Origin of the sequence: Bradyrhizobium sp. Pha-3 (assembly GCF_042258325.1) — a bacterium.
Classification (GTDB): Bacteria; Pseudomonadota; Alphaproteobacteria; order Rhizobiales; family Xanthobacteraceae; genus Bradyrhizobium; species Bradyrhizobium elkanii.
On the sequence record NZ_CP170151.1, the window covers coordinates 644,959 to 671,889 of the forward strand.

The following is a 26,931-nucleotide window of genomic DNA, read 5'->3' on the forward strand; positions in this document are numbered from 1 at the left end:
GTTCTTGTGGCTTGGTTCAGATGTCGCCCTGCTGTGCCGTTTCTTCGTTGCGCGGATTCAGGAACGAATCCGTGATGACGGCGAGCAGCAGGACGACACCCTTGACGAGATTTTGTCCGGCGTAGGAAATGTCCATGATGGTCATGCCGTTCAGCATGGTGCCGATCAGCAGCGTGCCGATGATGACGTTGAGGACGCCGCCGCGGCCGCCCGACAGGCCGATGCCGCCGAGCACGACGACGAGGATGACGTCGTAGATCAGGGTCGAATTGAAGATGCGGGTCGGCATCGAGTTGACCGATGCCGCCATCACCAGGCCCGCGAAGCAGCCGATCAGCGCCGCGACGACATATTGCAGCACGATGATCGGGCGAGAGGGGATGCCGGTGACGCGGGCGGCGTAGGGATTATCGCCGATCGCGTAGATATAGGCGCCCCAGCGCGTCTGGCGCAGCAGGAACGCGACCACGACGCAGGCGATCGCGAACATCACGATCGAGGTCGGAATGCCTGATATGGTGCCCTGTCCGAGCCGCTCGAAGCCCTTCATGCCGTCGCTCCACTGCACGACGTCGAGCTGAAACAGCGCGGCCTGCCCGAGGCCGGCGAGCAGCAGGCCGGTCGCCAGCGTCGCAAACAGCGAAGGGACCTCGGCGTAGGCGATCAGCCAGCCATTGACGAGGCCGAAGGCGATCGTGAGCAGTACGGCCGTCACCAGCGCGGTCGGCAGCGAGTGGCCGTTCTGCACCATCTGCAGCACGAGCCCCGGCGGCACCGCGAGGGCTGCGATCAGCGAGATGTCGATGCCGCGCCCGATCACGACGATCGCCATCGCAAGCCCGAGGATGCCGAGCACCGCAACGTTCTGCAGCAGCGTCAGCATGTTCTCCGGCGTCAGGAAGCCGCGCAGGAAAATCGAGAACGCCAGGAACAGCACGGCAAAGACGGCGAAGACGATCTCCTGTTGATTGAACCGCAATCGCTTCATTGCCTCGTCCTTCCTGCGGCTATGGGTGCGCCGTCTGCCTGGATCTTGTGCGGGAGCCGGTCGCGATGCGGCCGGGCCGCGTCCTGGCTGCGACCGCGGCATCGACGAACGTGCCGACGACGTTGATGTAGGTTTCGATCGAGGTGCCCCGCCTGCGGTACTTCGGGCGTTTGACGTACCAGTCCTGCAGCAGCGGCTTGATCAGCGATGCCGTCAGCGTGACCTGGTCGATCGCGAAGACGCCGCTGGCGACACCCTGCTTGAGGACGCCGGCGATGATCTTCTCGGTCATCACCTCCATCTCGATGGCGCGTTGGCGCTCCGCGGGTGGAAACGACTTCGCTTCCATGAAGCAGAACACGAACCAGGGCTGCATCGCCTCGCTCATGCGGACATGGGTCGCGATGATCCAGTGCAGATGCTTGCGCGCATCCTGCTTCACGTCGGCGGGCGGCGAGTTGAGAACCTCCGCCACCGTCTCGGCGACCTCGCCGAGGATCATCGACAGCAGCGTCGGCTTGCTGTCGAAGTACGTATAAAGGCCGCCCATGCTGAGGCCAGAGGCCTCCGCGAGCTGGCGCAGCGTGGTGGCGTGGAAACCGTGCTTGTTGGAAAGCGTGAGCGTGGCGCCGATGATGCGCGTGAGATTCGGAACGGCGAGATGGGTTTTCTGGACCCGGATGGAATTCCGATGACGTTCGAGGATGCGCGCGCAAAGCACGTCCATCGCGAACGCATTCGCCGTCCCCGGTCGCTGACGCGCGAGACCCACGTTGCCTCCCTGGCTATGCTCCCGGACCATTTCATTTTGTTGCTGGTCCGGGCTGGGCTTTACGCCCTTGCGTAATTCCTAGCCCACGAAACGGCGCTCGGAAAAGGGGGATGACGAAATTTTCTGAGAGAGCGCTCGCTCGTTTTTTGGTCCGCAACCTGGTTGCCCGGCTTGGGCTCGGCGTCGTTCCGGCCATCGTCGGGAACTTTTCGCGCTGAAAGCACTGCACAAATTCCAGATAGTCTGGTCGACCAGGATGCCGGTTAGACGGCCGTCACATTCCGATGATGGGCGTGTGGGAAGCTCAAGAGCGCAACGGCTTGCTGATTCGATGCGAAAATCTGACGTGACGTGCCCCCATTGCCAGGCCGGCTATCGCCGGATCGAATTGACGTCGAAGGGCGGCGTCGCCGGTGAGTTTCGTTGCCTGGTGTGCGACCACATCATCGAGCTGATGGATGGTTCGACTGATGTCGCCTTTCGGCTGACCGTGCAGCCGGGCAAGCCGTCCTACGCCTATTAGCGTTTTCGGTTCGCGTGACGGACACACGTCCAAACACAGGGTAGGGGCGCCGGCCGGCGGCGCCAGCTCAACGCTGCTGCGGCAGGTTGACCTCGCTCCTTCGCGCCTCCTGGCTGCGGCGCTCGGCTTCGCCGCCCGATCTGGACAGCATGCCGATCGCCACGATCGCGGCGGCAAAGCCGGCGGCGGCCCCGACGCCGAGTGCCCAGCGCGGGCCGAGGTGATCGGCGACCCAGCCGACGATCGGTGCGCCGATCGGCGTGCCGCCGAGCGCAACGCCGAGCCGCAGCGCCATCACCCGTCCGCGCATCGCGGGCTCGGTCGAGAGCTGCATCAGCGCGTTCGAGGTGTTGGTGACGGTCAGCGCGGCGACGCCGATCACGACCAGCGCCGCGGCGAACAGCCAGTAGCTCGGCGCCAATGCGGCGAGCGTGCAGCCCAGCCCGAAGATCGCGGCGCCCAGCATCAACGAGCCGAAGCGCGGCTCCTCGCGGCTCGCGGCAAGCAGCGCGCCCGACATCGTTCCGAGCGCCATCATCGACGACAGCAGGCCGAAGCCGCGCGCATCGGTGTGGAACACGCCAACCGCCATGGTGGAGATGAAGATCGGAAAGTTCAGTCCGAAGGTCCCGATCAGGAACAGCATGATCAGCGTCGCCCTGAGATCGGGCCGGGACCAGACATAATGGAAGCCCTGCATCACGCTGCCCTTGGTGCGAAGGGCGCGCGCGTTCGGGCGCAGCTCGGAGGTGCGCAGGAGGGTCAGCGACGTCAGCACCGCCAGGAACGATGCGCCGTTGAACAGGAATGCCCAGCCGGTGCCGACGGAGGCGATGATGAGGCCGGCAACGGCCGGGCCGATCATGCGCGCGGCGTTGAACGAGGTCGAATTCAGCGCGATCGCATTCGACAAATTGGTATCGCTGACCAGCTCGGCGACGAAGGTCTGCCGCACCGGAGCATCGAGCGCTGCCGCGCAGCCGAACAGGAACGCGAAGGTATAGACATGCCAGAGCTGCACCAGCCCGGTGACGGTGAGAATGCCGAGGATGAGTGCGAGCGCGCCCATCGTCGCCTGGGTCGCCATCAATAGCTTGCGCTGGTTGAGGTGATCGGCGGCAAAGCCGGTCCACGGCATCAATAATAGTTGTGGCCCGAATTGCAGCGCCATCACGATGCCGACGGCGGACGCGCTGTGATTTGTCAGCTGGGTGAGAACGAGCCAGTCCTGCGCCGCGCGCTGCATCCAGGTGCCGATGTTGGATACCAGCGCGCCGGCCGCCCAGACCCGGTAGTTGAAGCTCGCGAGCGATCGAAATACGCGTCTCATGTTCTCTGAGGTTCATTCCCGCCGTGAAACCGCCCGAACCGCCGCGCCAGGAACAGGCCGATCAGCAGACCGCCGAGACCGAGCGCGGCGACGTCGCTGGTGGTTCGCAAGCCGAAGTCGCCGACGCGGCAGACCAGGAGATATCCGACCGCGAGGTTGAAGAAGCCCCACACGATGTTGACGGTCGATGAGGACAGGCCTTCGCCGGGCGGCTTGGCGAACGGGCTCTGGAACGCTTCGCCCATCATGCCGGCGACGACGTGGGGGATCGCATTGGTGAGAAAGGCGCCGCCGAAGAAATAGGCGACGAGATCAAGCCAGTTCATGCGCGTTGGTCCTTTTAACGAGATTGATGATCGCCTGCGTCGAGCCGGTTTCACCGAGCCGCGGGAACACGTGCTCGACGCTGTAGGCATGTGCGTGCGGCCGCGCATCGGTCATGGCGTCGATCGCGAGCGTGACGTTGAAACACGCTTCATAGGCCTGTCTTGCCGTCGATTCGACGCCGCCGGCGGTGGCGACGCCGGCGATCACGACTTGCGTGACGCCGCGGGCTCTCAGCAGGCTTTCGAGGTCGGTGCTGGCAAATGCGCCTCGCGTTCGCTTGGTCACCACGATGTCGCTGGGCTGTCGGTCGAGCTCCGGAATGAGATCGGTCCATCCGTCGGGAAGCGCGCCGCCGATTGGATTTCCATGGCGCGGCGGCTGCTCGGTTCGTCCCGGCGAGCTGCCGTCGACATTGACCAGCGCGACCGGCAGACCGCGCCGCCGGAACGCAGCGCCAAGCGCGGCGGCACGAGCCACGATGTCGCCGATCGGATGGGCGAAGGGCCAGCCCATGAGGCCGCTTTGTAGATCGATGACGATCAATGCGGTGATGGGATCGAGCGTGGTCAAGGCCATGGTCGTTACCTTTCTCGCAAGCGGTCGCGGCGCGGCCAGCCTCAATCCTCGACCAGCCGTTTCAGCAAGCCGACGGCGGCGGCGAGTTCGTCCTGCTCCCGCGCCGACAGCCGCGCGGCAATGGTGCGCGACAGCCAGTCCTGCCGCGCGGCGCGGCCGGTGCGCAGCCGCTCGCGGCAGCTATCGGTGAGCGACATGATGGTTTGCCGGCCGTCGTCCGGATCCGGCGCGCCGCGGACCAGGCCAGCAGCCTCGAGCGCCGATATCGCCGAGCTCATCGACTGCGGACGCATGCCCTCCGATCGCGCCAGGCTGGACACGGTCGCAGGGCCGTCCTTTTCGAGGCGAAGCAGCACCGCGACCTGGGAAGGCGGGAGGTCCTCGCGCTGCCCCTGCTCGCGAAGCCGCCGCTTCAGCGTTCCAATCAACAGGCGAAGATCTTCGGCCAGCGCGGATGTGCGCGCCGAGCCGGGACGGGCCGGTGCATTGCTCATGCCGTATCGGATAGCATATATGAAGGTAAACTGTAAAGATTATCTTCGCAGTTTATCTGCATACGTGTCCTGCTGCAGCCAGCCGGCTGGCCTGACGCTACTCGCGGCCGGAATCGGCGCGGCATGCGAGAGCGTGCGCGCGCGTGTGACGCCGGCCAGGCCTCAGCGGAGAAATGAAATGGATGGTGAGGGCTTCGAGTGCCTCAGCGCGATCGCGCGCGCTTACTCGGGCGCAGCGTCGCTGCTTGCCGCGGCCTCGTACATCTCGCGCGCGCGCCTGGTCACGGCCGCATAGCGCGCCGTGGCGCTGAGGCTCATCAGGCCGGCGCGCACCAGTCCGAGAATGGCGCGTCGGGAGTGGAACGGTCCGGTCTTGCTCGCGGCATATCCGCGCGGATAGAGCTGCAGGCGGCCGGCGAGCGCTTCCTGCAATGCCACCTTCTGGGTTGCGCTCAGGCGCCGGCGCCGCGCGGGTTTGCTTGCTTCCGCCAGCATGCGCAGCTCGATGCCCGACGGTTTCCGTGGTGCGCCCTTCATTGTCAGCTCACATTCCGGCCGACTGGCGCGACCTTCCGCGAGGCCTGGCGCCCGGCCGGCATCGCCATGGACGCCGGCATGTGGCACATCATGGCTTGCGCTGTTGCTCATTCGTGAGACAGAACCGCATTTCGAGCAGCGGCGGCATCTGACGAAGGTCAGGACCGGTTGTGACGAAAGTCATATTCGTTTGCGACCGCTGCCGGCTTACGCCAGAGTGGGCTGCTCGCTGAGCTGATGGGCAACGCATGATCGATCTGAGCGCGGATTTGCTTGCGGCCGCAGAAGCCGACGTCATCGGTCTCGCCGTCATCGGCGCCGATCGAAGCATGCAGCGGAAGATCGGCCGGCTGGTCGAGTGGCTTCCCGCAACCGGCGTCGATTGCTGCGAGTGTGTGTTGCTGGTCGGCATGGAAGCCGAGTTGGCGGCGCTCGCCCAAGGCCAGCGGGACATGATCGCACTGGCCGGTGTGCGTGGCGCGTCGCCTGACATCACGCAGCCGATGACGGCGGTCGTGCTGTGGAATGGCGCGCAGTCGCATTACTTCGTCATCGCCATGCCGGATTTTGCCGGCCGTCAGGTCGAAACGCTGCTCGGCAGCGAGCGCCGGGCCCGGCGCCTGATGGAGCAGCAGCTCGAGGCGGCGAGCGCGGAGGTGCGCTTTGCCTCGCTGGCGCGAACGCGGCTGCGGCTGGCGCGCGATCTGCACGATACGCTGGTGCACTCGATCGTGGCGCTGCTGACCCAGATCCGGCTGATCCGGCATTATCTGTCGGCCGATCCCGCCCGTGTGGCGGACAGCCTTGCGACCGCTGAAGATGCGGCCGCGAGCGGCCTTTCGCGCGCTCGCGAAGCCATCGATCGCCTGCGCACGCCCGACGATCTGAAGCTTGATCCCGACGTCGAGGGGCTGCTCAGCGACTTCGCCGCACGCAGCGGCGTCAGGGTGTCGATCCATATCGACGAAGCGGCGCGCCCCGGCTTGCGCGATTGCGGCTTGACGGTTCAGCGCATTCTCAGCGAGGCACTGCGCAATGTTCAGACGCATGCGCAGGCGCGCCGCGTCTCCTTTCACGCCTTCGACGAACCGGCCGCGGTCGGCCGCAAGCTGATTGTCGAGATCCGCGATGACGGCCGCGGCTTCGATCTCGCGGTCCCGACGCCAGGACATTTCGGATTGATTGGAATGGCCGAATTTGCTGAACTTGTCGGCGGCAGCTGCGCGGTGGAGAGCGCGCCCGGGCAGGGAACGCTGGTCCGGATCTCGCTCCCCGTGGCGGTGCCGCCGGCAGCATCTGCCGGCGTGCTGGCCGATTGAATTCGTTGCCGCGCATTCAACGCGTGTTCGAGAGGAAGACGGAAAGCCCGTGAGCAGAATTGAGAAGATACGGGTGCTGATCGCCGAGGATCAGACCCTGATCAGGGAAGGTATCGCCACGCTGCTTGCCCAGCAGAACGACGATTTCGAGATCCTTCCCGGCGCAGCCGATGGCGAGCAGGCCATCGAATTCGCGCGGCGCTATCGGCCGGATGTCATCCTGATGGATTTGCAGATGCCGCGGGTCGACGGCATCGCCGCGACCCAGCGGATTCTCCGCGAATTGCCGCAGACCCATATCGTGGTGCTGACGACGTTCGAGACCAACGATCTGATCTTCGAGGCGGTGAGCGCAGGCGCCAAGGCGTATCTCCTGAAGGACGCCAGGATGGAGGAGATCGCCTCGACGATCCGCGCGGTGATCAACGGCCAGTCCGGGCTTTCGCCCAGCGTCGCCGCGCGCATCCTCGACGAGTTCAAGCGGCTGCGCGGCCCGCGCGTCTCGGCGAAGCTGCCGGTTCGTGACGGGCTGACGGCGCGGGAGAATGAAATTCTTACGCTGATCGTCGAGGGCAAGAGCAACACCGAGATCGGCGAGCAGCTGCATTTGGCGGAAGGAACCGTGAAGAACTACGTCAGCACGATTCTGGAGAAATGCCAGGTCAAGAACCGTACAGAACTCGCAATAAAGGCAATAACTTACTAGAAACAATTGGCCGCGATCACACAACCACGCGGTTGATCCGGCTGAGATTGCTCGCCTTTCTCTGGGCCGCGCCCGCAAAATTGGCTATAGGGTTGTTTCGGATTTGCTTTTTGACACCGCAGGTCCGGATTGCGCAGCTATGAGTAAGCGGGAAATGACCATGAAGGGTATCGAGCGCCAGACCAAAGGTACGGACGGACCGGCGGACGCTCCGGCGGCCGGCAACGGCGCGGACGCCGCGGCGCATGGCATGGCGGCGATCGATCAGGTTCGCGACCTGCTGTTCGGCGGCGCGCAACGTTCGCTCGAGACCAACCTCTCGGGCCTGCGCGAGGAGATGCAGGCATCGCTCAAGCAGATGCAGGCGGACTTCACCAACGAGCTCACCGCGCTTTCTGCGCGGCTCTCCGACCTCGAGCGTGATACCGAGCAGAAGCGGCTCGACTCGCTGAAGGATGTCGGCGCGGCGATCACCCAGCTCGGCTCGGTCATCAGCGGATTGGGATCCGGCCGCACGGGCAAATAGCATGGCAGCTGCTGCCGGCCAGAACCGCGAGATCGAGCAGCTCAAGACATTGCTGTTTCAGCCCGAGGCGACGCGTCTGACATCGCTGGAGGCCGACCTCGACTCGCTGCAGCGCTATGTCGGCAACGCCGACCGCCTGGAGACGGCAACCGCGGGCATCCTGGTCGAGGCGCTGGAGCGCGCCGAGGTCAACCGGCCGCGCGAGCTCGCCAGCGCCATTGCGCCGGTCGTGGTCTCGGCGATCCGCAACGAGATCAAGATTTCGCGCGAGCAGATGATCGAGGCGCTCTATCCGATCGTCGGCCGGCTGGTCAGCGCCGCCGTGGCGAATTCGTTCAGGGAGCTGGTTGCCTCGCTCGAGCAGCGCATCAATGCGTTGACCTCGGCGCAATTGTGGGTCGGCCGCGTCAAGTCGCTGGTGACGGGACGCCCGATCAGCGAATTCGTGCTTGCCGATCAGCCGCCGCAGATCAACCGGCTCCTGATCATCGAACGCGGCAATGGCCGCCTGATCGCGGACTGGAAGCGCGATGCGACCGCCGACGAGCGCGCCGACCTGCTCAGCGCGATGGTCGCGGCGATCCTGGAGTTCTCGGTGCAAGCGCTCGCCGGCGAAGGCAATCTGCAGACGCTCGATTTCGGCGGACGGCAGCTCGCGCTGCGCGCCTCGCCGCGCTTCATCCTGGCGGCGGAGTGCCTGGGACCGCTGCGGCCCGCCGACAATGCCAGGATCAACTCGCTGTTCTTCGATGCGATCGAGCGCATCGACCGCGGCGCGGACTGCGACGGGCCGATGCTGGCGTCGCTGGCAGCCGCGATCGAGACCGACGGTACGCCACCCAGGATCGCGAGCCGGCGCGGCAAGGTGATCCTTTTCGCCTTGCTCGCGGCAGTGGCCGCGCTGTTGCTCTGGCTTGCCGCGACGTCGGTGACGCGCGGTCTTGTGGAGCGGCGGACCCATGCGGCGCTGGAACAGCTCGCCGCGAAGCAGCCGTTGCTGGCCTCGTTCCCGCTGCGGCTCGACTTCGATCACGGCAGTCGAAGCGTGGCCGTTTCAGGCATCGAGCCGAGCCAGCTGGAGACCGCGCCGTTGATCGATGCGCTCGCCGCGGCCGCGGCACCGTACAAGATCGTCAACCGCATCGGTCTGGTGTCCGCACCGGAGCAAATCGCGGCATCGCAGGCCGGCATCGCGGGCCTGCAGCAGAGCCTGACGCGCCTGCAGGCGAGCCTCGACCAGATGCGCGAGGCGATCGGTGCGCAGGCGAAGTCGGGCGACCAGAAATCTGCCGTCCTGACCGAGCAATATGACAAGCTCGGCGAGCAGTACGCCAAACTGGGCGAGCAATACGCGAAGCTGCAATCCGTCGTCGACGGTCCGGCGGCGCGGCTCGACCGCTTCATCGCCACGACCGCGATCTTCTTCGCGAACAATTCAGACGAAGTCCTCGACAACGACCAGGCCGAGCAGCAGCTGCGCGAGCTCGCCGGACTAATGGCGAACAACGATCTCAGGCTGCGCATCGTCGGCTATGCCGATCAGAGCGGCACGGAAGGCACCAACCGGACGCTGGCGCGCAAGCGGGCCGAGCAGGTCCAGCGCAGGCTGACCGCGCTGGGGGTCGATCCGTCGCGGCTGATTTTGGTTTCGCGCGCGGCGACGATGCCGATCACCGACCGGGTCGACGCCACCGTCGGCGGCAATCGTCGCGTGGCGTTCGAGACGGTCTATCGAGGCGAAGTGGCCCGCTGATGCTCACCGCGAAAGTCATGCTGCTCGGCGATATGGGGGTCGGCAAGACGTCGATCCTCTATCGGCTGATCTACAACCGGTTCGAGGGCCAGTACAAATCGACGCTGGGCGTCGAGATCCTGAGCCACGACGTGGTGCCGGCGGACGGCAGCGATCCGATGCGCCTCGTGCTGTGGGACACCGACGGCGATTTCGGCACGCAGATCTTCGACACCGTCTATGTCACCGGCGCATCTGCCGCCATCATCGTGTCCGACGTCACGCGGCCGCAGACGGTGACCCGCATGGTCGAACTGGTCCGCGGCTTCGAGGAGCGCTTCCCCGGCCGGCCCTACCGGGCGCTGCTGAACAAGATCGATTTGCCGGAAGCCGCGGGCAGCGCGGGCGCGATTGCCGAGCTTGCGAAGTCGAGCGTCAAATCGGTCAGCGCCAAGACCGGCGTCGGCATTGCCGAGAGCTTTGTCGAACTCGCCCGGACCATCCGCCGCCGCCAGCTCTAGCTCGAATAGCGATCGCGATGACGCTGCACCCCCTCTCCCGGGGAGAGGGTTGGGGTGAGGGGCCGTCTCCACAAATACGGTGATAGCGGCGTTTGCGGAGACTCCCCCTCACCCGCAACGCATCTAACGATGCGTTGCGACCTCTCCCCGCACGCGGGGCGAGGTGATCCTGAGCGCTAGGCTAGCTCGCGATACCGAACGCATGTCTGTGTCAGCCGTCCCGACTTCTCGGGGCTGGCGAATCGGGCCGGGACGGCTGACTTCATCGCACGTGGGGCGTACGATGAAAGGCTCTCGCGCGGCCGCAGAAAGCCGCACGCTTTCCCCGCCGACAGCACCACGCCGTCCCACACTCCGATAGTGACGATGGTCATCTTCCGCTCGGCCAATGGCCTGCCTATCGTCCGCCCCGTCACTGGAAACAGCCACGGGACGAACGGTGTCTCGGGCGCATGGAGCGAGAGATCATGAGCATTTTTGGAAGCATCATGGGTGCAATCTTCGGCCACGGCGCCCAAGCCAAGACCGCTGAGAGCACGACGGCGGCAGCGCCCGGCGCAGCGCCATCGGCATCGACGTCTGCATCCGCTGCGCCCGGCACGGCGGCGGCACAAACCGTCGACGTCGCCGCGATCGTCGACAAGGCGGCTGCTGCGACCGGCGAGAAGCTCGACTGGCGCAGCTCGATCGTCGACCTGATGAAGGCGCTCGGTCTCGACAGCAGCCTTGCGGCGCGCAAGGAGCTCGCGAAGGAGCTGCACTACACCGGCGACACCAGCAACACCGCCACCATGAATGTCTGGCTGCATCAGCAGGTGATGGCCAAGCTCGCCGCCAATGGCGGCAAGCTGCCGGACGACATCAAGACTTGACGTCCTGCCTCCAGCCGCGCGCGGCGCTCGCGCCCCGCGCGGTTCCGAACGATGTGTATTGCGTGAGGAGCAGTTGCGATGACCTCATCTCATCTTGCGATCCTGAACAGGCCGCGGCCTGCCATGCTGCGGTTTGGCGCGGCGCTTGCTGCGGGAATTGGATTCGTTGCGCTGGCGCTTGGCATCCATGTCGCCATCGCCCGCGCGGATAATTCCGGCGACGAGTTGCACCCGGCCAATGCGAATGTGCAGCACGGTGCGCAGAACCTGCCGCCGGCGCGGGTCATCCTGCCGGCGCCATGGGAGCAGGCCGCGCCTGCGCAGCCGGTCGCGGCGCCCGCGAAGCCGGCCGATCGCAAATAGTCTTTCGTCGCGCTTATAGCGGCCGGCGACCCAGTCGCCGCGCCGTGCCATCGCATTCATTTGGAAAACAGGAGATCACATGCTGAAGGAATTCAGGGAATTCGCCATGAAGGGCAACGTCGTCGATCTCGCCGTCGGCGTGATCATCGGCGCGGCATTCGGCGCGATCGTCTCGTCGATGGTGGCCGATATCATCATGCCGACCATCGGCGCGGTCAGCGGCGGGCTCGACTTCTCCAACTATTTCACCGCGCTGTCGAAGTCGGTGACGGCGACCAACCTTGCCGATGCCAAGAAGCAGGGCGCGGTGCTGGCCTGGGGCAACTTCCTGACCCTGACGCTCAACTTCATGATCGTCGCCTTCGTGCTGTTCATCGTGGTCCGCCTCATGAACCAGCTCAAGCGCGAAGCGCCCGCGGCGCCGGCCGAGCCGCCGAAGCCGACCAGGGATCAGGATCTGCTCACCGAGATCCGCGATCTCCTCAAGTCGCGCGCGTAGCAATCGCTGCGAATGCCACTGCGTACAGCCCCCAGCTCTGGAGCCTAGCCATGCCAGATCAGGTCAAGCTGCCTCGAAAATTGTCGCAAGAGCCCGGTGGTGCAGAGCCGCTACGGCCGAGCCACCGGCGGGTCATCGAGGAACTCGATCGCTGGGCCAACAGCCCCGGCCTGCAGCCGCCGAGCGATCAAGAAACGCCGGACGACGACAAGCGCTAGCGCCGGCAGGCGACCGCAAACGTAGTCGGATCACGCCAGCTGCGGTCAAGCCCGCCGGGTCGTTGCGATCAGCGCGGTCGACGGAATCGCGAAGCTGTCGCCGACCCGCCTGCGCTCGATCTCGGCGCGGAAGGCGCGCGCGACTGCGGCGCTCTGTTCGGCGTCGAGCCCGCTCCAATGCGGCATGAACTCGAACAATTTGTCGACGTCGCCGGGATTGGCGACATTGAGCTTGAAGTCGTGGGTGATCTCGGCAATCGCCGGATCGGAGAAGCCGGCGGCGATGAGCGCAGCGGCGAGGCGGCCGGGATCGGCGAGCTCGGCGAGGCCGGTGCAGGGCATCGGCGTGACGTTGTCAGGATAGAGCCGTCGGATGATCTGCGAGAGCAAGAGATGCACGGCGGCGCCATCGGCGCTTTTCCAGACCGCAATCGCCGCCGATCCGCCCGGTCGTGTCACCCGCGCCATCTCGCAGAGGCCGGCGCGCCAGTCCGGAAACAGCATCACGCCGAATACCGACACCGCCGCATCGAAGGCGGCATCCGGCAGATCGAGCGCCTGGCCGTCCATCTGCCGCGCCTCGATATTCGCCGCACCATGCGCGCGGACCCGCGCCACCATGCCGGCGGAGAAGTCGATCGCGGTGACCTGGGCCCCGGTGCGGGCGGCGGCCAGCGCCGCGGCGCCCGTGCCGGTGGCGACGTCGATCACCCTGGATGACGGGTCGATCGGTAGCGTTGCGACTGCGGCGTCGGCGAACAGCGTCGTGAACGGCTGCGACTGCGCCTCGTAGGCGGCGACCATTTTGTCCCAGTGCGCGGGATCGTTGTACGGCAGAGGTTTCGCCTGCTCAATTGACTGCATGAATCTGGTCCTCGAGGCTTTGCTTGTGTTTGGCGAGCCGGCGCTTGAAATCCCTCGCGAGCGCATCGAGCGTCACCGTGCCGATACGCTTCAGGAACAGCGCCTCGACCTCGCGAAACGTGTCTCCGAGCGCGTCGTTGACGGCCTGTTCGACCAGGCAGCCGGGATTTTCCGAGCGATGGCCCATCGCAACGATCGCGGGCGCGCCGACCGCGCGATAGATGTCGGCGAGCGTGATGTCGGCGGGATCGCGCGCCAGCGTCCAGCCGCCGCCATGGCCCTTCTCCGAATGCACCAGACCCTGCTCGCGCAGCCCCGCCATCACGCGGCGCACCACCACCGGGTTGGTGGCCATCGCCTGTGCAAGTTGCTCCGACGTGACCGGCTCGCCGGCTCCGATCATGTGGAGCAGGCCATGCAGGACACTGGACAGGCGGCTATCGCGGATCATGTAACTTCATATGTTACATGATCCGATTGCCGTCAAGAGCCGCGATGGCGGGTATCGTCTCTCCTGGTCGCCCTCTCACCTCCCCTTGAAAAGGGGAGGTCGCTCTGCTCGTCAGAGCAAAGCGGGTGGGATCAGCTCTCTCCACTTGCAACGTCGTCTGCGGCTGACCCCCATCCCGACCTTCCCCCTTTCAGGGGGAAGGAGAAGACATCAAGGACCTGCACCTTGGCTTTGATTGTTCAACCGGGATTCGCGTGCCGGATTTCGCGGCGCCGCCCGTTTAATCCGCATCGGGGTCTTTGGCAGGGGCGGTATCGTGGGCAGTGTGGCGGTCGATCGGATGTTGCGGGATGCGGTGGCGCATTACGGCGTGGGCCGCGCGGCGGAGGCCGGCACGCTGTGCGGCGACATCCTCACCGCCGATCCCGACCATGTTCCGGCGCTGCATCTGTCCGCCGTCATCGCCTTCGTGACCGATCGTGCCGCGGAAGGCGCGCTGCTGCTGAATCGGGTCTTCAACCTCGATCCGGATCATGCACCGGCTTTCGCCACACTCGGCGACGCGCTCGCCGTGAAGGGCGAGCACGAAGGCGCGGCGGCGGCGTTCCTGCGCGGCGTCACGCTGCGGCCGGACGATGCCGGCCTGCACATCAAGCTCGGCGTTGCGCTGTGCGATCTGTCGCGCTTCGACGAGGCCGAGGCCGCGTTCCGCCGCGCGATTACGCTCGATGGTGGCCTGACGCGGGCGCGGTTCAACCTCGCCGTCGCGCTGGCCGGGCAGCAACGGCCGGTCGAGGCGGAACAGGCCTATCGCGAGGTGATCGCGCGCGATCCGGTCTATCGCGGCGTCTGGCTCAACCTCGGCAATGTATTGACCGATCAGAAAAGGCACGAAGCGGCCGCCACGGCCTATCGCCGCGGACTTGCCGCGGATCCCGACAATGCCGGGCTGCATTGCGGCCTTGGCGCGGCGCTCTATCGCCAGGGCTTGCTGGAGGACGCAATCCCGCACTACCGCCGCGCGATCGCACTCGATCCCGGCAACGTCGCGCCGCAGCGCCTGCTGGCCATGGTGCTGCACGAGGCGGGCGAGCGCGAGGAAGCCGTGCGCATCTATCGGCAGGTCTCGGCCCGCGACCCGTCCGATCACGTCATCCTCAACAATCTCGGCGCCTGCCTGTTCGAGCTCGGAGAGGTCGACGACGCCATCGCCTGCGCCGAGCTCGCGCTGGCGTTGAAGCCGGACTACGCCGCCGCGCACACCAATCTCGGGATCATCTTCGAGGCGCAGAATCTGGTCGAGGCCGCGGTCGCCGCGCATCGGCGCGCCATCGAGCTCGAGCCGCTCTATGCCAAGGGCCACGCCAACCTCGCGGTCGCGCTGCGCAATGCCGGCGACATCGATGCGGCGCTCGTGGCCTCGCGCCGGGCCATCACGCTCGATCCAGAGCAGCCGCTGGCGCATTACAACCACGCGCATTTCCTGCTGATGAACGGCGAGTTCGAGGAGGGCTTTGAAGAGTACCAGTGGCGCCGCAAGACCAGGATGCTCAGCGACGGCGATCCCGTGTTCGACGAGCCGGAATGGCAGGGTGAGCCGCTGGCGGGACGCACGCTGCTGCTGTTCGCCGAATACGGCCTCGGCGATGCCATCAATTTCGTCCGCTATGTGCCGATGCTGGCGGGCAGGGGCGGCCGGATCATTCTGCAGGTGCAGCCGGCGCTGGTCGCGCTGCTGCGGCCGATGCTGCCCGATGTCGCGGTGTTCGCGCGCGGCGAGCCGCTGCCGCCGTTCGATCTGCAGCTGCCGCTGCTGAGCCTGCCGCGGATCTTCCGCACCACCGTCGAGACCATTCCTGCCGCGATATCCTATCTGCGGGCGGATGCCGGCAAGCTCGCGCGCTGGCGCGAGGCGCTCGCCGGCGTGACTGCGCTGAGGGTCGGCGTGGTCTGGGCCGGCAATCCCAGGCACAAGGGCGACCGCCAGCGCTCGCTGCCGGCGGACGCCGTGCTGCCGCGGCTGATCACTTCAGGCGTGCAGCTCTACAGCCTGCAAAAGGAGCCGCGGGCGGACGATGCTCCGGTGCTGCGGGGCCTTGGCGCAGGTATCGTCGACCTTGCGCCGATGCTCGGCGATTTCGCCGACACCGCGGCGGCCGTCTGCGCGCTCGATCTCGTGATCGCGGTCGACACCTCGGTGGCGCATCTCGCCGGCGCGCTGGGCCGTCCAGTCTGGATGCTGTGTCCTTATGCGCTCGACTGGCGCTGGCTGCGCGATCGCGCCGACACGCCCTGGTATCCGACCATGCGGCTGTTCCGCCAGGACAAGCCGCAGGCCTGGGAGGGCGTGCTGGCCCGCGTGTCGGAAGAGCTTGCCTGCGTCGCGGCCGGCGAGGGCGCGCTGCTGCTGCCGCAAACGATGAAATGATCGGCCAGCCGTGCTGTCTGCTGCTTTGGCAGGCCTTATGCGGCTGAAAGCCGGATCTGGAACTTGCTGCCAGTCGCCTTGGCAAATCGCAGCAACGTTTTGGTGCTTGGAAGCGTCTGGCCGCTTTCGAGGCGGGCGATGGTTGACTGGCTGGTGCCCATCTTGGCCGCCAGCTCGGATTGCGACAGTCCCGCGCGCTGACGCGCCCTGAGTAACTCGGCAGCGATTTCGAACTCAGGCGCGAGCGCATCGTATTCCGCCCGGACCTTCGGATTGGCCAACAGCCGCGCCTTGAGCTTTTCGAACGGTACAGTCATGTGACTTCCTTTGCTCGCCGCAGCGCTAACTCGATCTCACTCGGTGGCGTCTTTTGAGACTTCTTCACGAACGCGCGGACGATCACAACGCGCCGGCCGAAGGCCGTCACATAGAGTGCCCTTGCGATTCCATCGCGCCCGGTCAATCGCAACTCCCAAAGTTTGCCGACCAAATGCTTCACATGCGGTTCGCCCAGGCTTTCGAGCCCAGCGGCAGCAATGCGCTCCGAAAGGCGGATGAAACGCGCCTGCATGTCGGCTGGCAGCGCCGCGATCTCTTCCACGACGACCTCGTTGAGGATTTCGACGCTCCAGGACATCGTGAGGGTATCTCATTTTTGAGATAGAGAGAAGCAGCAAATCGGCTGGAAGCGCAGCCATTCTGATCACCCCGCACTCATCCCCTGCGCGCCGCCGAGCAGCTTCACGTTGAGCCGGCCGCCGTCGAACAACATCTCGTTCAGCGCGCCGTCGATGTCGTCAGCGGTGACATCCTGGCCTCCCCCGCGGGCGATGCTGGCCTGCGCGATGCGGCGCATCAGCTCCTTGATGAAGGCGGCGCTGACGCCGGCGGTGCGCTGCACCGCTGCATCAACGACGGGCAGTTCGAGCGGCAGGCCCTTGCCGTAGAGCCGGATCAGCTTGCCGCGTCCGGTCTCGTCGGGCAGCGGCACCTCGATGGCCTGGTCGATGCGGCCGGGCCGGCCGGCCAGCGCGCCTTCCAGCTCTTCCGGCCGATTGGTGGTCAGCACGAACAGGATGTCGCAATCCTCCTTCAGGCCGTCCATCTCGTTGAGCAGCTTGTTGAGCAGCGATTCCTCGCACGGTCCGCCCATGTCCTCGCGGTTGCGTGCGATCAAATCGACATCCTCGATCACGACCATGGTCGGCTGCAGCAGCCGGGCAAGGCTCATATAGGCGCCGAGCAGGCCGACCTGCTCGGCGGTGATGATCAGCGTTGTGTGGTTTGGCAGGTTGGTGGCGAGATAGCGGATGGTGTGGGTCTTGCCGGTGCCCGGTGGGCCATACAGCAGGATGCCCTTGCGGGTCGACTGGCCGAGCTTGCGCAGCAAATCGCGGCTCTCGACAAAACCGAGCACGTTGCGGTCGAGCAGCCGCAGCGTCCGGTCCGGCAGGATCACGTCATCGCGAGCGACCGTCGGCAGGCGATGCACGGTCAAGCCACGCGAACGTCCGCGATAGTTGGCGCCATCCTCGAGCGACAGGATCTTGCCGCGATAGGATCGCGCTGCATGCACAGCGGCCTCCAGCTCGGAGAAGGTGCGTTGCACGAAAGCATTGCCGGTCGCCCCGGCGGGCAACGCAAGCTCGATTCGCAGCGACGGCTCGTGATTATACTCGCGATGGAACGTCAGCAGCACGGCGTAGCGCAGTTCGCCGGTTCGGCACAGCCATAGTCCATTGGCAAGGCATTTTACCGGCTCGGCCTCGCCGATATCGACGTCGCGATATTGCGGCGGCGCGATCGCCGGCGCATTGCGGCCGGCCTTCATCAGCGCCGCGAAGTCGAGCGTCTCGTAGCGATATTCCTCATGGATGCCGAAGAAATGGATGGGATCGGTGAGCAGCTTGTCGATCGCGACCTGAACGTCGGCGCGCATGTGGCCCGGAAACTGTCGCGCCCGTGTCACGATCAGGTTGCGCGGAACGCCGGCGAAATGCCAGTCGAGCGCAACGTAAGCGGACCGAAACGTCTCGCCCGGCAATTCTTCCGAGCTGCGGCGTGCAGCGAGCAGGCAGTCGCTGCACAGCGATGCAGTCGTGCCGGGGATCAGAATCTCCGTCACGGCCCTCGGGGCTTCGCAGAGATCGCAGGGGCGGCTGGTGTCGGCGGATTCGGTGGTGATCATCAACGGCTGGCCGTTGGGGCGGATCAGCCACTTCGCCGAGTTGAAGATTGCCCGTGCGACCGGTCCCGGGTAGGGACCGCACGGAATGGCGCCCTTGGCCTCGATCAAGGCAGCGCAGGCGATGGCTTCCTGCTCGGATTTCCCAAACACCGTGCGCAACAAATCCTGCACGAATTCCAGCGGGGTCTCATCGTCGTCGTGAATGAAGAGCCGCACCGGACCGTCGTCGCTAAACACGTCGTGCATGAGACCCCCGAAACGCAATTGGGAACAAAAGAACAAAATAAGAACATCACGGCTTCTCCTGCGCGTCAAGCGAAAGATTCTGCCGTCTCATCCCTGACGTGTAGTGAGCCGATCGGCCGGGAACGCGCAGTGGAAGTGTAAACGCGGCTCAACGCCTGTGACGATTGTGTTGCGGTAATGCCAAGAGATGGCCGTCACAGCGGCAAACTTCCGACACACGATCGGGGCGAAAAGGAGTATCCGACATGGCGCGAGCGCGAGAGCAGATTCCTCCAAGGGTTTGCGGTCGCGCAGTTATTTATGAGGCCCTCGTGTCGCACAAACTTCGCCTTGCGCTGCTTCTCGTCTTCACTTTGTTCGTCTCTCCCGCGTTCGCGCAGCCGGCCGCCAAGCCGGCGCCGCCGCAAACCGTTACCAGCGACGCGCTGACGCCCGAGCAGGCGAAACGCGCGCTCGACACGCTGCAGGACGACAAGAAGCGCGGCGAGATCATCAACACGCTGCGCGCCATCGCCAATGCGTCGCCGCAGGCGGCGGCGCAGCCGGCGCCCGAGCAGCCGCAATCATCGATCCCGCTCACCGCCGACAGCCTCGGTGCGCAGCTGTTGCTGATGGTGTCCGAGCAGGTCGGCGAGATGTCGCGCGAGGTCGCCGACGTCGCGCGCACGCTGACGCATTTCCCGGCGTTCTATTACTGGTTCGTGCGTACCGCCAATGATCCGGTCGCCTATGGCCTCTTGATCGATATCGCCTGGAAGCTGGCGCTGGTGTTCGGCTGCGCGCTGGCCGCCGAATGGGTGGTGTTCCGCCTGATCAAGCGGCCGGTCGCGTTCCTGGAAGCGCGGCTGCCGCAGACCGCGCGCGTGCCGGTGCAGACGCTCGCCAGCGTCGATCCGCCGTCGTCGGTTGCCGACGTCACGCCGGCGCCCGAGTTGCAGCGGCGCCGGCTGAGCTTGGCGCGGGCCTGGCAGTCGCTGGTCCGGCTGCCCTTCGTGCTTGGGCGCCTGTTGCTCGAATTGCTGCCGGTCGTCGTGTTCGGCGGCATCGCCACCGCGCTGCTCGGCACCGAGATCGGCGATCAATCGACCACGCGGCTTGTGATCCTGGCCGTCGTCAACGCCTATGTGTTCTCGCGTGTCTTGATCTGCGCGGTGCGCGCGCTGGCGGGGCCGTTCGGCCTGTTCCGCGTCCGTGCCGAGACCGCGGCCTATATCGAGATCTGGGCCCGGCGCATCGTTGCCGTCGGCGTCTCGGGTATCGCCTTTGCCAATGTCGCGCTGCTGCTCGGGCTGCATCGCGCCGGCTATGCCGCGCTGATCCGGCTCGTGATGCTGGTGGTGCATCTCTTCGTCGTCGTCATCATCCTGCAGTGCCGCCGCCAGGTCGCCGACGCCATTCGCGCGCCGGCCGATCGCACCGGGCTTGCGGCGCGGACGCGCAACCGGCTCGCGGCGCTCTGGCATGTGCTGGCGATCGCGCTCGACCTCGCGCTGTGGGCGGTGTGGGCGCTCAACATCCGCAACGGCTATTCGCTGCTGCTGCAATATTTCGTCGGCACCATCGCGGTGCTGCTGGTTACCCGCCTCGTCACCATGGTGGTGCTGAGCCTGATCGATCGCGGCTTTCGCATCAGCCCGGAGCTGATCCAGCGCTTCCCGGGGCTCGAGACGCGCGCCAACCGCTATCTGCCGCTGCTGCGCAAGGTGGTCACGGCGGTGATCGCCTTCATTGGCTTCGTCGCGCTGCTCGAGGTCTGGGGCGTCGACGCCATCGTCTGGTTCTATGGCGGCCAGATCGGAAGCCGCCTGATCTCGGCGCTGGTGACGATCGGCATTGCCGCGCTGGCCGCGGCCGTGATCTGGGAAGTCGCCAATGCGCTGATGGACCGGCAGATCGACACCCTGTCGCGCGACGGGCATTACGCCCGCGCCGCGCGCCTGCGCACCTTCCAGCCGATGCTGCGAACCGCGCTGTTCTGCATGATCGTCGCGGTGGTCGGCCTCACGGCGCTCAGCGAGATCGGCGTCAATGTCGCGCCGCTGCTCGCCGGCGCCGGCATCGTCGGCATCGCGATCGGCTTCGGCTCGCAGAAGCTGGTGCAGGACCTCATCACCGGGCTGTTCCTTTTGATCGAGAACACCGTGCAGGTCGGCGACAACGTCACGGTGTCGGGCCTGTCGGGCGTGGTCGAGAACGTCTCGATCCGTACCATGCGCTTACGCGCCGGCGATGGCTCGGTGCACGTTGTGCCGTTCAGCGCGGTGACGACGATCACCAACTCCAGCCGCGGCGCCGGCAATGCCGCGGTCAGCGTCAACGTGTCCTACAAGGAGGACACCGACCGCGCCGGCGAGGTGCTGAAGGACATCGTCGCCCAAATGCGCCAGGAGACGGCGTATCGCGCATTCATTCGAGGCGACCTCGAATTGTGGGGCGTCGACAAGGTCGACGGCTCGGTCGTGACCATCGTCGGCCAGATCCGCTGCACCGATAGCGGGCGCTGGGCGGTGCAACGCGAGTTCAACCGCCGCATGAAGCGGCGCTTCCAGGAGGAGGGCATCGAGATCGCCTCGATGGGCCAGACCATCCTGATGCAGCTTCCTCCACCCTCCGAGCCCGATACCAACGCCCAGCCGCGCCGCGCGGCGGGCTGATTCCTGACCCTCATCCTGAGGAGCCCGCATAGCGGGCGTCTCGAAGGATGTAGGCCGCAGACGGGCCTCATGGTTCGAGACGCGCATTCGCGCTCCTCACCATGAGGGGCATTATCCGTCTCACGATTGCGATACGTCTCGCGACCGTGAGACGGTCGCGGCGCTCCTGAGCCCGAAGACCGGCGCGCAGCCGGCCGAAATCCGGCCGTTCTCACCCATTCCCTGCGACTTCCTCCGCTGGCACAGCGCTTGCTGATCGTCATGCAGTGCGCGGCAAGACGCATTGCATGACTGAACCCAACGCGAAGGAAGGAAACGCACATGGAGCTTGGCTACTTCACCATGCCCTCGCATCCGCCGGAGTGCGGATTGAAGGAGGGCCACGACTGGGACCTGCAGACGCTGCGCTGGCTCGACGAGCTCGGCTATCAGGAAGCCTGGATCGGCGAACACCACACCGCGCCGTGGGAGCCGCATCCGTCGCCCGACCTGCTGGTGGCGCAGGCGTTGCTGCAGACCAAGAATCTGCGCATCGGGCCCGGCGGCTTCCTGCTGCCATATCATCACCCGGCAGAGCTCGCCAACCGCGTCGCGATGCTCGATCATCTCTCGAACGGGCGCCTCAACTTCGGCGTCGCGGCCTCGGGCCTGCCGAGCGACTGGGCGATGTTCAATGTCGACGGCATGTCGGGCCAGAACCGCGACATGACCCGCGAAGCGCTCGAGATCATCCTGAAGATGTGGTCCGAGCCGGCTCCCTGGACGCACAAGGGCAAATATTGGACGGTGAGCAAGCCGGACACGATGTTCGACTTCCTCAAGCCGCACATCAAGCCGTTGCAGGGCCCGCATCCGCCGATCGGCGTCGCCGGCCTGTCGAAGAACTCCGACACGCTCAAGCTCGCCGGCGAGCGCGGCTTCATCCCGATGAGCCTCAACCTCAACCCGGCCTATGTCGGCAGCCACTGGGATTCTGTGGAGGCCGGTGCAGCCAAGACCGGCCGCAAGCCGAGCCGCAAGGACTGGCGGCTGGTGCGCGAAGTGTTCGTGGCGGATACCGACGAGGAGGCGTGGAAGCTGTCGACCGGCGACATGATGGGCCGGATGATGAGCGAGTACTTCCTGCCGCTGCTCGGCCACTTCGGCTTCAAGGACTATCTGAAGCATGCGCCCGACGTGCCTGATAGCGACGTCACCGTCGAATATTGCGCGCGCCGGAATTGGATCGTCGGCTCGCCGGCGACGGTCACCGAGAAGATCGAGAAGATCTACCGGGAGGTCGGCGGCTTCGGCGTCCTCTGTGTGTTCGGCTTCGACTACAAGCACAAGCCGGAAGCCTGGCGACACTCGCTGGACCTGCTCAAGAACGAGGTGATGCCGCGGCTCAAGCATCTCGGCGCCGAGTTCGAGAAGGCTGCATGACAGCTGCGCGGGGTGCGGGGCTTGCCTCGCACCCCGCCTCGCATATCTTGAACGGAGTGTTTTTTACCGAAGCATGATCCGGACCCGGAGGGCCGCGTTAGCGCAAAGTGCGAAGCGGTTTTCCGGGCAAGATCATGCTCAAACAGGGTTTGCGGCATGACGGTCGACGCACAGAGTTTCAAGCAGGCGATGCGCCATTGCGCGGGCGCTGTCGCGCTGGTGACGGTCGGCTCGGAGACCGGGCAGCGCACTGGCCTGACCGTGACCTCGGCCTGCTCGCTGTCGGACAATCCGCCCTCGTTGCTGGTCTGCGTTAACCGTAACGCCAGCGCGCATCAGCGCATCCGCGAGGAGCGCCATTTCGTCATCAACTTCCTGAACGAGGACCACGCGCTGCTGGCGCTGACCTTCTCCGGCCAGAAGGGCGTCAACGGCGACGACCGTTTTGCGTTTGGGCGCTGGACCACCGGCGCCACCGGCGCCCCGGTGCTGGAGGATGCCGTCGCGGCATTCGACTGCGTGCTGGCGCAGGAGCTCGAGACCAAGACCCATTCGATCTTCATCGGCGAGGTCCAGCACGTCCGCGCCGCGACCACGGTCGATCCGCTGATCTATCTGCGCAGCGGCTTCCAGAGCGTGCGCAACATCCATGATCCGATCGAGCTCGGCGACCTCGACGCGCGGCGTGTGAGCTGGAACGAGTTTTCGTAAGGCTTGCGCTTAGGGCCTTCCCCGGCATTTCCTCAATGATCTGCGCGCGGGCCATCTCGCCGACAGTAATTCGGGTACCTCTGCGGCTCTGCAGCGAGTCTAATCCTCGAACAGCGCGCGCTCATTGGCGAAGATGTCCGCGAGATGCCGGGCAACGGTGCCGACGAGAGGGTCATTTCGGTCGCGGCGCCTGGTGATGAGCCAAAGTTCGCGTGGCGGCGGGGCGTGCGCGAGTTTGCAGGCACACAGCTTCCGTTCGGCTCGGCCGATGAAATGCGGAAGCAGGGCTATGCCCGCGCCGGCCTGTGCGGCCGCGGCCTGCGCGGCCCGGTTGCTGGTCCGGAAGGACATGCGCGCATGGGGAAATTTCCGGGACAACCACAGCGCTTCGGGAAGATGGGCATTGGCCTCGTCGAAACCGACGAACACGGGCTCGTCGCCGGCGTCGATCCTGCGGCGGCAATCGGCGGTCGCGTAGAAGCCGAAACCCATCGACACGAGTCGCCTGGCGATGACATCGCCATCCTCCGGACGGCCAAATCGCAGGGCGATGTCTGCCTCGCGCCTTTCGAGGCTGACGGTTCGAAAGTCGGTTGCCAGATCGATGTCGAGTCCCGGCTGCTGCCTGGACAGCCTGGCGAGGCGATGGACGAGGAAGTTCTGCGAGAGGCTCGGGGCGCGTTGATGCGGACAAGCCCGGTCGGCGCGCCCGACGTACCTCTGTGGCCAAGCCTTGCTGCCGCGGCCTCCATATCGTTGGCGGCATCGAGCATGCGCGCGCCTCTCCGGGTGAGGACGTAACCGTCGGGACGCCGTTCGACCAGCCGTTCGCCGATCGCGGTCTCCAGTGACTTCACGCGGCGGGCGACGGTCGCATGGTTCACCGAGAGCGCACGCGCGGCTCCCGACAGGCTGCCGTGGCGGGCAAGTGCGGCGAACAGCCGGACATCCTCCCAATCGATCGCTGTGCGATTTTGATCAGCCATTGAGAAAGAATAGCGAATTCCGCTCAGGACGGGAGCTGGTTATTTGGGCTGACAATTGCGCGGGAGCAGTTCATGGCGGCACCGAATCTCACCTTGACCCTGGTCGGCGGTCCGACCGTGCTCATCGAGTACGACGGGTTTCGTCTGCTGACGGACCCCACCTTCGACCCTCATGGCGAGTATCAGGGAGCGTACAGCCCGGTGCGGCACAGGAAGACGGATGGGCCGGCCCTTTCGGTCGAACGGATCGGCAAGCTCGACGCAGTCTTGCTCAGTCACGACCACCACTTCGATAATCTCGACAATGCCGGCCGCGCGCTTCTTCCGCACGTCGGCATAACCTACACGACGGATTCCGGCGCGCAGCGTCTCGGCGGGAACGCATTGGGCCTTGCTCCATTCGAGACCCGCGTCCTCGAGAGCGATCGCAAGAAGTTGTTTGTGACCGCCACGCCGGCCCGCCATGGACCCGTCGGGGTCGACGCCGGCGACGTGGTTGGATTTGCGCTCGGCGCCGAGCAGCCGGGAGACCTGCTTTACGTCACCGGCGATACGCTTTGGTTCGAAGGCACCGCCGAGGTCGCGAGGCGGTTTTCGCCCAAGCTCGTTGTGCTGTTCACGGGCGCCGCGGAGCCCCGTGGCCGTTTTCCATATGACGATGGGCAGCGAGGATGCGCTGGAGGCTGCGCACGCCTTTCCCGACGCAGCCCTTGTCGCGGTCCACAACGAAGGTTGGGGCCATCTGCGCGAAAGCCAGGACCAGCTTTTGGACGTCTTCGCCAAGTTCAATCTGGCGGGCCGTCTGATCCGGCTTGAAAAGGGCAAGCCGCTGCCGCTGTCATGGTGAGCCGGCCGTGGCAGAACCTGAACACGGGGCTGACCGCGGCGCCGTTTGATGGCGTGGGCCCGGCGCGGCCATACGACCGCTGGCCGGGCCAACGCTCATGTGAGGCGTCGCTGTCCTTGCCGTGGTCCCGCGGACGCTGCGCTGCTATGACCCCGGCGTTCTCACGACCAGTTTGATGTTCAGGAGATTGACCCCCTTGAACGGGTTCGGCGCGCTTTCGATCGTTCCTGTGCCCGTCGCATTCGCATAGGCGCCCGTGCCCGAAAGGATCGTATATTCGCCGTTTGATTTTCCGTCCCTGATCGCGCCGGTGTAACGCGCGGTGATCGCGCCTTCCTCGAACGTGTAGGTGCTGTAACCGTAATAGGAGCCCGAGCCCTTCAGCATGTCTCCTGAATGGACGAACTCCTTCACCCCGATATGGCCGTCACTGAAGACGGCGACACCAAAGAACTTGCCGGAAACGACCGTCTGCCCATCGACGTTTGCTGCCTCGATGACCTTGAGGTCGACAGGCTTGGTGACGAGCTTGAACTCGAGCACCTTCTCACCCGCTAACGCGGTCGACCCCGCAACGACGATTGCCAGGCTGGAAACGAAAAAGGTGATAAAATTCCGCATAGACTCCTCCTGCGTTTGCTGAAATCAAATCAAGGAGTGCACAGCGGGCTAAACGTCATGCCCAGCATTTGCGTTGCAGCACGAAAGAGAGCCCGCGGTGATATCCCGGCAGCGGCCGAAGCTTTCGGTACCCCAGCACGCTGGCTGGAACGCACGCATTAGTTTACGCGACGGTAGAAGGTTCAGCAAGCATAGCCACCGACGGCTCGTGCGCATCAAATGGCAGGTTCCGCGACATCAGAACAGCCGTGGCATGCTATAGTGTGGTTGCATGCGAGCGAGCGACCGAGGATGGAGCGCGAACTCATCAGTTCTTCTCCCCGCTGCCGTGGTCGGCCGCGCGCGGCAACCATCGAAGTTGCAGCGGATCGACATACCCATGACGATTGCCGCGGGCAAATCCGGCAAGCATGTCTCGAGAAACCTCGTCACCGACAAGGAGTATCACCATGAAGATCGTTGTGATCGGCGGTACAGGACTGATCGGCTCCAGGACCACGGCCATACTGCGCCAGGGCGGCCATGACGTCGTCGCCGCCTCGCCGAAAAACGGCATCAATGCGATCACCGGCGAGGGGCTGAAGGAGGCGCTGGCCGGCGCGGCGGTCGTGATCGACCTCGCCAATTCGCCCTCGTTCGAGGACAAGGCGGTGATGGAATTCTTCGAGACCTCCGGCCGCAACCTGCTGGCGGCGGAGAAGCCGGCCGGCGTCAGGCACCACGTCGCGCTGTCGATCGTCGGCACTGACCGCACGCCCGAGAACGGTTACTTCCGCGCCAAGGTCGCGCAGGAGAAGCTGATCGAGGCGTCCGGAATTCCCTACACCATCATCCGCGCGACCCAGTTCATGGAATTCGTCGGCGCGATTGCCGATGCGAGCGTAGCTGGAAACACGGTCAGGCTCTCGCCCGGACTGTTCCAGCCGATCGCGGCGGAAGACGTATCCGCGCTCGTCGCCGATATCGCGCTCGAGCCGCCGCGCAACGGCATCGTCGAGATCGCAGGTCCCGACCGCGCGCCGTTCAACGAGATCGTGGCGCGCTACCTGAAGGCAAAAGGCGATCCGCGCGAGGTGGTCAAAGATCCCGACGCGCTCTACTGGGGCGGCCGGGTCGAGCAGCACTCGCTGGTGCCGCTCGGCGAGGCGCGCCTCGGCCGCATCGATCTGAACGAATGGCTGCGCCGCGCGCGACCGGCGGCGTGACGGTA

At 65.5% G+C, this 26,931-nt stretch carries 29 protein-coding genes and 2 pseudogenes; 16 read left to right on the forward strand and 15 right to left on the reverse strand.

Annotation, left to right across the window (positions count from 1 at the left end):
- Positions 1–16: 16 nt before the first annotated feature.
- Entirely contained in the window at positions 17–988 is a 972-nt protein-coding gene (locus tag ACE10X_RS02925) for an ABC transporter permease (RefSeq protein ID WP_018269503.1), read from the reverse strand.
- A 19-nt stretch (positions 989–1,007) separates the two neighbouring features.
- Complete coding sequence (locus ACE10X_RS02930; RefSeq protein ID WP_375764564.1) at positions 1,008–1,715, reverse strand: TetR/AcrR family transcriptional regulator; 708 nt, start codon at positions 1,713–1,715, stop codon at positions 1,008–1,010.
- Positions 1,716–2,106: 391 nt separating this feature from the next.
- Here ACE10X_RS02930 and ACE10X_RS02935 point away from each other — a divergent pair, with 391 nt between their 5' ends.
- Positions 2,107–2,283 (forward strand): MJ0042-type zinc finger domain-containing protein, encoded by a 177-nt coding sequence (locus tag ACE10X_RS02935; RefSeq protein ID WP_311986722.1) that lies wholly within the window; start codon positions 2,107–2,109, stop codon positions 2,281–2,283.
- Between the two features lie 67 nt (positions 2,284–2,350).
- Here the strand turns inward: ACE10X_RS02935 and ACE10X_RS02940 are convergent, their stop codons facing one another.
- The 5 genes from ACE10X_RS02940 to ACE10X_RS02960 form a co-directional block, all read right to left on the reverse strand.
- Positions 2,351–3,613, reverse strand: a complete 1,263-nt coding sequence (locus ACE10X_RS02940) for an MFS transporter (protein ID WP_375764039.1) — start codon at positions 3,611–3,613, stop codon at positions 2,351–2,353.
- Complete coding sequence (locus tag ACE10X_RS02945) at positions 3,610–3,939, reverse strand: hypothetical protein (protein ID WP_016848133.1); 330 nt, start codon at positions 3,937–3,939, stop codon at positions 3,610–3,612. Before ACE10X_RS02945 ends, ACE10X_RS02940 begins: the two co-directional genes overlap by 4 nt.
- On the reverse strand, positions 3,926–4,516 hold the full coding sequence (locus ACE10X_RS02950) for an isochorismatase family protein (RefSeq protein ID WP_304557447.1): 591 nt from the start codon (positions 4,514–4,516) through the stop codon (positions 3,926–3,928). The genes ACE10X_RS02945 and ACE10X_RS02950 overlap by 14 nt, the downstream gene beginning before the upstream one ends.
- A gap of 41 nt (positions 4,517–4,557) precedes the next feature.
- On the reverse strand, positions 4,558–5,010 hold the full coding sequence (locus tag ACE10X_RS02955) for a MarR family winged helix-turn-helix transcriptional regulator (RefSeq protein ID WP_038385605.1): 453 nt from the start codon (positions 5,008–5,010) through the stop codon (positions 4,558–4,560).
- 222 nt (positions 5,011–5,232) lie between these two features.
- Entirely contained in the window at positions 5,233–5,547 is a 315-nt protein-coding gene (locus tag ACE10X_RS02960; RefSeq protein ID WP_244435840.1) for a hypothetical protein, read from the reverse strand.
- A 248-nt stretch (positions 5,548–5,795) separates the two neighbouring features.
- Here ACE10X_RS02960 and ACE10X_RS02965 point away from each other — a divergent pair, with 248 nt between their 5' ends.
- From ACE10X_RS02965 to ACE10X_RS03005, 9 genes are all read left to right on the forward strand, one after another.
- Positions 5,796–6,866 carry a sensor histidine kinase gene (locus ACE10X_RS02965; RefSeq protein ID WP_038385603.1) on the forward strand — a complete coding sequence of 357 codons (1,071 nt, stop codon included), beginning with the start codon at positions 5,796–5,798 and terminating at the stop codon, positions 6,864–6,866.
- A 49-nt stretch (positions 6,867–6,915) separates the two neighbouring features.
- Positions 6,916–7,572 (forward strand): response regulator transcription factor, encoded by a 657-nt coding sequence (locus tag ACE10X_RS02970; RefSeq protein WP_018269507.1) that lies wholly within the window; start codon positions 6,916–6,918, stop codon positions 7,570–7,572.
- Positions 7,573–7,711: 139 nt separating this feature from the next.
- Complete coding sequence (locus ACE10X_RS02975; protein WP_225161526.1) at positions 7,712–8,098, forward strand: hypothetical protein; 387 nt, start codon at positions 7,712–7,714, stop codon at positions 8,096–8,098.
- Position 8,099: 1 nt separating this feature from the next.
- Positions 8,100–9,851: an OmpA family protein gene (locus tag ACE10X_RS02980; RefSeq protein WP_375764040.1), complete on the forward strand. Its 1,752-nt coding sequence runs from the start codon at positions 8,100–8,102 to the stop codon at positions 9,849–9,851.
- Complete coding sequence (locus ACE10X_RS02985; RefSeq protein WP_038385598.1) at positions 9,851–10,351, forward strand: Rab family GTPase; 501 nt, start codon at positions 9,851–9,853, stop codon at positions 10,349–10,351. Before ACE10X_RS02980 ends, ACE10X_RS02985 begins: the two co-directional genes overlap by 1 nt.
- 467 nt (positions 10,352–10,818) lie before the next feature.
- Positions 10,819–11,223, forward strand: a complete 405-nt coding sequence (locus tag ACE10X_RS02990) for a DUF3597 domain-containing protein (RefSeq protein WP_304557449.1) — start codon at positions 10,819–10,821, stop codon at positions 11,221–11,223.
- A gap of 78 nt (positions 11,224–11,301) precedes the next feature.
- The gene (locus ACE10X_RS02995; protein ID WP_157788016.1) at positions 11,302–11,586 is read left to right on the forward strand and encodes a hypothetical protein; all 285 of its coding nucleotides are present in this window, start codon (positions 11,302–11,304) and stop codon (positions 11,584–11,586) included.
- Positions 11,587–11,665: 79 nt separating this feature from the next.
- Positions 11,666–12,085 (forward strand): large conductance mechanosensitive channel protein MscL, encoded by a 420-nt coding sequence (gene mscL / locus ACE10X_RS03000; RefSeq protein ID WP_038385595.1) that lies wholly within the window; start codon positions 11,666–11,668, stop codon positions 12,083–12,085.
- Between the two features lie 50 nt (positions 12,086–12,135).
- A complete protein-coding gene (locus ACE10X_RS03005; protein WP_162832428.1) occupies positions 12,136–12,303 on the forward strand; it encodes a hypothetical protein in 168 nt (55 codons plus the stop codon).
- A gap of 45 nt (positions 12,304–12,348) precedes the next feature.
- Here ACE10X_RS03005 and ACE10X_RS03010 read toward each other — a convergent pair whose 3' ends face one another.
- A complete protein-coding gene (locus ACE10X_RS03010) occupies positions 12,349–13,167 on the reverse strand; it encodes a class I SAM-dependent methyltransferase (RefSeq protein WP_038385594.1) in 819 nt (272 codons plus the stop codon).
- A complete protein-coding gene (locus tag ACE10X_RS03015) occupies positions 13,154–13,618 on the reverse strand; it encodes an Rrf2 family transcriptional regulator (protein ID WP_038385593.1) in 465 nt (154 codons plus the stop codon). Before ACE10X_RS03015 ends, ACE10X_RS03010 begins: the two co-directional genes overlap by 14 nt.
- A 340-nt stretch (positions 13,619–13,958) precedes the next feature.
- Between ACE10X_RS03015 and ACE10X_RS03020 the strand changes: the two genes are divergently transcribed.
- On the forward strand, positions 13,959–16,046 hold the full coding sequence (locus ACE10X_RS03020) for a tetratricopeptide repeat protein (RefSeq protein WP_051003055.1): 2,088 nt from the start codon (positions 13,959–13,961) through the stop codon (positions 16,044–16,046).
- A 35-nt stretch (positions 16,047–16,081) separates the two neighbouring features.
- Here the strand turns inward: ACE10X_RS03020 and ACE10X_RS03025 are convergent, their stop codons facing one another.
- The 3 genes from ACE10X_RS03025 to ACE10X_RS03035 form a co-directional block, all read right to left on the reverse strand.
- Positions 16,082–16,327, reverse strand: coding sequence for a helix-turn-helix transcriptional regulator (locus ACE10X_RS03025; RefSeq protein ID WP_244435836.1), 246 nt, complete (start codon positions 16,325–16,327; stop codon positions 16,082–16,084).
- A 32-nt stretch (positions 16,328–16,359) separates the two neighbouring features.
- Positions 16,360–16,683 (reverse strand): type II toxin-antitoxin system RelE/ParE family toxin, encoded by a 324-nt coding sequence (locus ACE10X_RS03030; RefSeq protein ID WP_038385591.1) that lies wholly within the window; start codon positions 16,681–16,683, stop codon positions 16,360–16,362.
- A gap of 66 nt (positions 16,684–16,749) precedes the next feature.
- A complete protein-coding gene (locus ACE10X_RS03035; protein WP_375764041.1) occupies positions 16,750–18,480 on the reverse strand; it encodes an ATP-dependent Clp protease adaptor ClpS in 1,731 nt (576 codons plus the stop codon).
- 311 nt (positions 18,481–18,791) lie between these two features.
- On the opposite strand from ACE10X_RS03035, the gene ACE10X_RS03040 reads away from it, so the two are divergent.
- The 3 genes from ACE10X_RS03040 to ACE10X_RS03050 all read left to right on the forward strand — a co-directional run bounded on the left by ACE10X_RS03040 (position 18,792) and on the right by ACE10X_RS03050 (position 23,267).
- Complete coding sequence (locus ACE10X_RS03040) at positions 18,792–21,134, forward strand: mechanosensitive ion channel family protein (RefSeq protein WP_038385589.1); 2,343 nt, start codon at positions 18,792–18,794, stop codon at positions 21,132–21,134.
- Between the two features lie 321 nt (positions 21,135–21,455).
- On the forward strand, positions 21,456–22,556 hold the full coding sequence (locus ACE10X_RS03045) for an LLM class flavin-dependent oxidoreductase (RefSeq protein WP_038385588.1): 1,101 nt from the start codon (positions 21,456–21,458) through the stop codon (positions 22,554–22,556).
- 156 nt (positions 22,557–22,712) lie between these two features.
- A complete protein-coding gene (locus tag ACE10X_RS03050) occupies positions 22,713–23,267 on the forward strand; it encodes a flavin reductase family protein (protein WP_038385587.1) in 555 nt (184 codons plus the stop codon).
- A 99-nt stretch (positions 23,268–23,366) separates the two neighbouring features.
- Here the strand turns inward: ACE10X_RS03050 and ACE10X_RS03055 are convergent, their stop codons facing one another.
- Together ACE10X_RS03055 and ACE10X_RS03060 are read right to left on the reverse strand one after the other, a co-directional pair.
- Positions 23,367–23,900 (reverse strand): LysR substrate-binding domain-containing protein, encoded by a 534-nt coding sequence (locus ACE10X_RS03055; RefSeq protein WP_244435837.1) that lies wholly within the window; start codon positions 23,898–23,900, stop codon positions 23,367–23,369.
- A gap of 206 nt (positions 23,901–24,106) precedes the next feature.
- Positions 24,107–24,253: pseudogene (locus ACE10X_RS03060) on the reverse strand (LysR family transcriptional regulator); the annotation flags it as partial.
- Between the two features lie 72 nt (positions 24,254–24,325).
- On the opposite strand from ACE10X_RS03060, the pseudogene ACE10X_RS03065 reads away from it, so the two are divergent.
- A pseudogene (locus tag ACE10X_RS03065) lies at positions 24,326–25,100 on the forward strand (MBL fold metallo-hydrolase).
- 144 nt (positions 25,101–25,244) lie between these two features.
- On the opposite strand, the gene ACE10X_RS03070 reads toward ACE10X_RS03065, so the two are convergent.
- A complete protein-coding gene (locus ACE10X_RS03070; protein WP_038385586.1) occupies positions 25,245–25,721 on the reverse strand; it encodes a hypothetical protein in 477 nt (158 codons plus the stop codon).
- A 449-nt stretch (positions 25,722–26,170) separates the two neighbouring features.
- Between ACE10X_RS03070 and ACE10X_RS03075 the strand changes: the two genes are divergently transcribed.
- A complete protein-coding gene (locus ACE10X_RS03075) occupies positions 26,171–26,926 on the forward strand; it encodes an SDR family oxidoreductase (protein WP_038385585.1) in 756 nt (251 codons plus the stop codon).
- Positions 26,927–26,931: the final 5 nt, after the last annotated feature.